4 protein-coding genes are annotated in these 5,906 nt (G+C 41.9%); 1 reads left to right on the plus strand and 3 read right to left on the minus strand.

From position 1 onward, the window contains the following. Window positions 1–57: 57 nt before the first annotated feature. Window positions 58–1,824, minus strand: a complete 1,767-nt coding sequence (locus OCH80_RS09920; RefSeq protein ID WP_404540583.1) for a hypothetical protein — start codon at window positions 1,822–1,824, stop codon at window positions 58–60. Window positions 1,825–2,089: 265 nt separating this feature from the next. Between OCH80_RS09920 and OCH80_RS09925 the strand changes: the two genes are divergently transcribed. Beyond that, on the plus strand, window positions 2,090–3,463 hold the full coding sequence (locus OCH80_RS09925; RefSeq protein ID WP_404540586.1) for an IS4 family transposase: 1,374 nt from the start codon (window positions 2,090–2,092) through the stop codon (window positions 3,461–3,463). Window positions 3,464–3,610: 147 nt separating this feature from the next. Here OCH80_RS09925 and OCH80_RS09930 read toward each other — a convergent pair whose 3' ends face one another. Then, window positions 3,611–4,861: a Rib/alpha-like domain-containing protein gene (locus OCH80_RS09930; RefSeq protein ID WP_404540589.1), complete on the minus strand. Its 1,251-nt coding sequence runs from the start codon at window positions 4,859–4,861 to the stop codon at window positions 3,611–3,613. 95 nt (window positions 4,862–4,956) lie between these two features. Further along, on the minus strand, window positions 4,957–5,880 hold the full coding sequence (locus OCH80_RS09935; protein ID WP_404540591.1) for a hypothetical protein: 924 nt from the start codon (window positions 5,878–5,880) through the stop codon (window positions 4,957–4,959). Window positions 5,881–5,906: the final 26 nt, after the last annotated feature.

Consider the following 5,906-nt stretch of genomic DNA (forward strand, 5'->3'; position numbering starts at 1 on the left):
TATCAAAATCATATAAAACTCCTTGACAAGCATCAGTAAGATTTGACAAAGAGCCGTTTATTCGTGATCTTTGTGCTTTTTTATCATGTCCAGAAGAGCCTGCATGGCTTTGACTCTTTGTACTTGCTCGCCATGGATTTCTGGCTTGGACTTCCACTCATCAGTTGTCCAACCCTTGAGGACATAGACGTGCCGGTTCTTGTCATAGTTGCGGATCAAGCTGAGGATCTTATTTTCAACTTCTTCGTTAAGTGGCTTGCCGCCATTAGCCAACAGCTGGAAGAACTCCTCTTTAGGAATTGGGTCAGCATCTTCAAGTCCGCCCTTGCTCGTCCAGAGGAAGTGGTCAACGATCTTTCTGGCCAAATCTTTGCTTTCCAGGCTGACGATCTTGGCATCCCTGCTCCCTAATTGGGTAAAGTAGGCCAGCATGTCCAGCTCTTCTTTCTCCTGCTGGTGGCCGGAATAAGCCAGCATGTCTTCTGGCTCCCAGTACTCACTTGCGTATTCGCTGAAGTAGACATTATAGACGCCTTCCAGTGCTTTTAAGCCATCTGGACCCAGCAGGTCTGCATTAACAAGTATCCGTTCAAATTCTAAGTCGATCCCGTTTTTAAAAAGTTCATGCTGTTCAAAAACATAGTAAGGCACTTTTTCCCGGCGAACCAGTTCAGCAAATGCGATAAATTCATCATCGCTGATATCAGGGTAATGATTTTTGCCCTTAATATCTTTGTAAATCTGAGCGAGGTCAACGAGTTCGATTACGCCGTAGAGGTTGACGGCTCCTTGGAAGAATTTGTGCAAGAAGTCCAGCTTATCGGTGTCAAAGCCAGCATCCGCATACCGCTTCTTCATGGTCTTGTCGAGCAGACGCTTAGGGTAGCTGGCTTTTTTGCGCATTGCGGCGTGTGGGTGAGTATCACTGGCTAGGTCCAACAGCATCTGGCCAAGTTGCTGACTGGCATCAGATGGATCATTATCTTCTTCATCTAAATCAAACAGGTCTTCATCATCTTTATAGAAAGAATCGTCAAAATATTCATTCTCAGTGATGTCTTCCTTAGGGATCCCCATCATCTTTCCATAAGTGTAGCCGCCAAGGCCCCAGCAAGGGAGGTCATAAAGTGCCCTCTTCATCAGCGTACAGATTTCCTGGAAAGTGTGCTTGCCATAATCAAGCCGGTAGAATAAGGAGAGATTTTCAAATTCTGCTGAAGCTGCCTCCAAATTACCTGGGCTGGTTTGGTAGGCATAGGTCACTAACTTGGTGATTTCGTTTAGGCCAGTGTCGTTTGGATAGATCTGACTTTCTACTTCATCAAGCGGTTTGCCAAAGGCCTTCAGCTCTGCCAGAACTTTTTGAAAAGCGCGATCGTCAACTGTTTCTTGGTGCTCGGCAAAGTCGCGAAGGTCGTCAGGAGTTAAGTAAAACTTGCTGCTGAATTCGCAGAGGTCCATGTAGAGATACCAGATTTCATGAATACTGTCTTCTTTCCAGGTGACACTTTCATGAACCAATAGTGGGCTTGTTAAAGGGATGCCAGAATCATTGCAGTACTTGTTTATGATTTCTGGACTAAAAATAGCGTAATGCTCAAGCAATTTACTGCCTGTGATTTCGCCGAAAGTGAGGAATTGCTCAAATGTAATTTCTGGGTAGTCCTGGTTCTGCCTTTTAATGTCTTTGTACAAGCCGTACAGATCCTCAAGAGAGATGATCCCGTATGCATTAACCGCACCGGTATAGAACTGGAGAAGGAAATCTATCGACTCCTCTGACAGACCGATTTTCTTGAGTTTATTGATTGCTGATTTTTGCATGGTCAAGCTCCCCCTTTTTGTAAAATACGTTATTGCGTCTAAGGCTATTTTACCCGATTTGGTGAGGAAATGTGATGGGCTAGAATTCGAGGGACAAAAATAATCCAGTCCGAAAGTGGCAATGTCATTAAGTTAAGGCATTGACTTTGAACGGGGAACACTTTAGGACACTCATCTAAGTTTGATGGGTGTTTTTTTTGCTTAATTTTTGAAACCGCTTTACGCTATCTTTGATTAGGGATTTTATCAAAGGTGGCGTATTTTCATGACTAAGAAGCATCAAGTCCTAAGACAGCTTGATTCTGTTACAGACATGGCTGCCGAATGCATCAATTACTTTGTTTATCATCCAAGCAAAGACTTCACGCGTAAAAGAAAATTGGATGCTAAGACATTCATTAAGACCACTCTTGCCATGCAAGGAAACTGCTTGAACAAGGAGCTAGCTGACGCATTTCCTAAGACCTCTAAGCGGATGACCGCGTCGGCTTACGAACAGCAGAAATCAAAGGTTAACCCTAGATTATTTAAGGCAATTCTGTATGAATTCAATTCAACTTTGAAACAGCCTGCTGTGTATCACGGCTATCGGCTGCTGGCAATTGATGGTAGTGACTTTGCTTTGCCGTATGATAAGCATTCACCATTTCTATGCAATATTCAGACAAGAAAAAAGCCTTCGGCCGATAATAAATTAACGACCAAAGGCACATGTTTGATTCATGCCAATATCCTTTACGATATCGCAAATTGTTGTTACCTAGACTGCTTATTGCAATCACGAAAGGGTATGGATGAACGCAGTGCGGCTGTACACATGCTTCAGACCTTAAGACTTCAACACCGCTATATCGTACTGATGGATCGTGGCTATGAATCCTTTAATCTTTTCGAGCATGGAAATCGACTGCCTGACTGCAACTATGTTGTTCGCCTCAAAACTAAAGATAAAGGTGCTATTCGGGAAATCAGTGCTCTTCCCGACCAAGAATGTGATCTTGAGATGACGTTTAACATCACCAATAGCGCCAAGCAAAAGAAGCTTCACCCGGAGTATCACAAAATCAATGCCCCAAATCGTCGCTATAAGGACAAATATTCACCCAAGTACCGTACAGTGCACTGGGATTTTGAAAGTTTTTGTCCGGTCCACTGCAGAATCGTTAAGCTTAAGATCAACGACCCACAATCGGGAAGCACCAAGTGGGAAGTACTAGCTACTAATCTAAGCTCGAACGACTTTCCACTTAGTGAAATGAAAAAACTGTATCATCTGCGCTGGAATATTGAAAGCTCATTTCGCAAGCTAAAGTATGATCTCGGTGCAGTATGTTTTCATTCGAAAAAACCAACATTTCAAGAAATCGAGTTGTACTCTCAACTGATTATGTTTAACGTGGTCAACAGAATCATATCCCTTTGCCGGGTAGCTGATGCTCACAGGAAATGGCCTCATGAGATAGACTTTAAAGAGGCAGCCAACATAGTTCACCGCTATTATACAATGTCCATGATAGGCAATTCAAAGCAGATGATCGAAGAAATAGAAGCGTATCATCATCCAGTCCGAAAAGGCCGAAAATATCCAAGACCTTTACGGTTTCAAGGTTCTGTTAGTTTAAACTATCGAATTTCGTAAAAAGACAGTCAATTGACTGCTTATTTGTCATGCCCAAAAAACAGAAAAGACACCCATCAAACTTAGATGAGTGTCCTAAAGTGTTCCCCGTTCAAAGTCAATGCCTTAACTTAATGACATTGCCGAAAGTGGACTGGATTATTGGGCTTATTTGACGTTAACGATGAAGTTGTCGGTGTCGTAGCTACTACCGTCTGGGAACTTGATAGTCAAGTAGTCTTCATATTTCCCTGGATCCAATGTATATCTAGAGTCCAAAGATCCATTGAAGTGTACTACAGTTCCCTCCGGTAATGCAGAAGCATTAGTCAAAAAGAAACTTGGATCAACTAATGTATCCCCTAAATCATCATCATAGTATTCCAAAGCTGAGGATGAAGAAACCGTAAAACTTGAAGCTTTTGGTGCAACCTTAATCGTTTCAGCTTGTGACGGTAACACTGTAATCTTAAATTTGTTGGTATCTTCATAAGTTCTGTCTGGATAAGTCACCTTAACATGTACCGTATAAGTCCCTGGCTTAGTAACAGAAAATGGCTCCTCGGAATCTGTGTTCAAGTCAAACTGTGTTCTATCAGATGACGACTTAAATTGTGAAAAGATTGGGTCATTTGGGAAGTAGCCCGCTGGATTAGTGATAAAGTACTTACGGATTGAATAATCTACACCGTACTCAATTGAATCATCTGCACCGTACTCAAGTGTTACATCATGAACAGTCGGCTGATACTTATCAACATCAGTAGTCGGAACCACAAAAGTTACTGAACCAACTACTTCCTTTGATCCGTCACTATACGTTGCTTGAATTCTAGTTGTGTAGCTGCCACCTTTCTGAGTATCAACTTTATCTAAGTAATCATAGTCAACGTCTGACGGCAAAGAAGATTTATTGGTAATAAAGTCTTCCGGACGATAACCATCTAAAGAAGATGTAAGACTCGCCCCCCAATCTACTTTAACCGTACCGCTCTTGACTTGTGGTTGGTACTTGTCTGCCATAGTCAGACGCTTAACAACCTTCTGAGCGGGTTGCTTAGTGGCGGTCTTCTTAGCAACTTTATTTACCGGCTTCTTGGTAGTTGCCTTCTTTACTACCTTTTTGGCCGTCTTCTTAGTCGCGGCCTTCTTTGCGGTCTTCTTGACTACCTTCTTTTTAGCAACCTTCTTCACCGGCTTCTTAGTAGCTTTCTTCTTGCTAGTCTTCTTGGTACTCTTTTTGGCTTTCTTCGCCTTTTTAATACTCTTCTTTGCAGCTTTCTTGGTAGATTTCTTAGCCTTCTTAGTAGTCTTCTTTGCAGCCATGGCAGTTGGTGCTACTTCTACTGCTGGAACTGCAGCGCCCAACAAAGCCAAGGCAACAGAAACCTTACTGATGGCTTTCAGTTTGTTACCCATAATTTTGTCCTCTCACATATTATTAGATGATTACATCGTTCAATTTCTGACCAGAAATAATATTTGTCAAAAAATATTATTGCAATTAGCGAAAATTATTTTTTGAAGTGGATGTAAAACTTGTCGTTGAAGTGCCATTCAAAGGTGTTTAAGTTGTACTTCTTGTAGTCGCTGTCATTCTTGAAAAGCTCTTCCATATATTTTGTGATGTTTGGATACTTGGCAGCCCATTTTGCTTCATATTGCCGGTAAGCCTTTTCACCCTTAATGTAGGCCGCATAGGATTCCTTGGTGTAGCCCACACTCATTCTACCTGTTTGTGCAGCTCTTTGCGCATAAGTCAGATTGTGCTTTTCGTATGTGGATTTTGATACTATAGTGTCTCTACTTCCCATGCGTAAATCTTCAAGTGGGTGTGCATTGAACCACATAGTAAAACCATTTTCAGGTTCATTTTTTTCACGCTCAGCAAGATCAGCATCATATTTGGCCTTAATTTGAGCTGGAGTACCACTGCCCAAATAATAGTCAACAAAATGAACATCTGTAAAGTAGTCTACTTTGACGTCCTTTGCCGGGACATAAACGTAAGGATCGTGATCAATTTCGTACATCAATTGACCATTGATTGGTCCTTGCCCTAAGACAGAAACCTTACTCCCCTTCTTGATTTTGGCCTTGATCTTGTTTTTTGTAGTTGGTACATAATAATCGGTAGGCTTGCCCTTGCTGTTGTAGAAGGTTACGTAATTCGTAGTGTTAGGCGTTGTTCTCTTAACAGTCTTCTTAGGCATTGACTTCTTGACAATCTTCTTAGGCGTTGTCTTCTTGGTGCTCTTTTTGGCCTTCTTCGCCTTTTTAGTACTCTTCTTTGCTACTTTCTTAGTTGACTTCTTAGCCTTCTTGGTAGACTTCTTAGCTGCCATAGCAGTTGGTGCTGCTTCTACTGCTGGAACAGCAGCGCCTAAAAGAGCCAAGGCAACAGAAACCTTACTGATGGCTTTCAGCTTTTTACCCATAATTTTTTCCTCTCACATATTATTAG

Origin of the sequence: Lactobacillus sp. 23-2 (assembly GCF_044902225.1) — a bacterium.
Classification (GTDB): Bacteria; Bacillota; Bacilli; order Lactobacillales; family Lactobacillaceae; genus Lactobacillus; species Lactobacillus absianus.

Coding starts and splice junctions, on each gene's coding strand:
- OCH80_RS09920 (WP_404540583.1), bottom strand. CDS start 1,824: ATGCAAAAATCAGCAATCAATAAACTCAAGAAAATCGGTCTGTCAGAG.
- OCH80_RS09925 (WP_404540586.1), top strand. CDS start 2,090: ATGACTAAGAAGCATCAAGTCCTAAGACAGCTTGATTCTGTTACAGAC.
- OCH80_RS09930 (WP_404540589.1), bottom strand. CDS start 4,861: ATGGGTAACAAACTGAAAGCCATCAGTAAGGTTTCTGTTGCCTTGGCT.
- OCH80_RS09935 (WP_404540591.1), bottom strand. CDS start 5,880: ATGGGTAAAAAGCTGAAAGCCATCAGTAAGGTTTCTGTTGCCTTGGCT.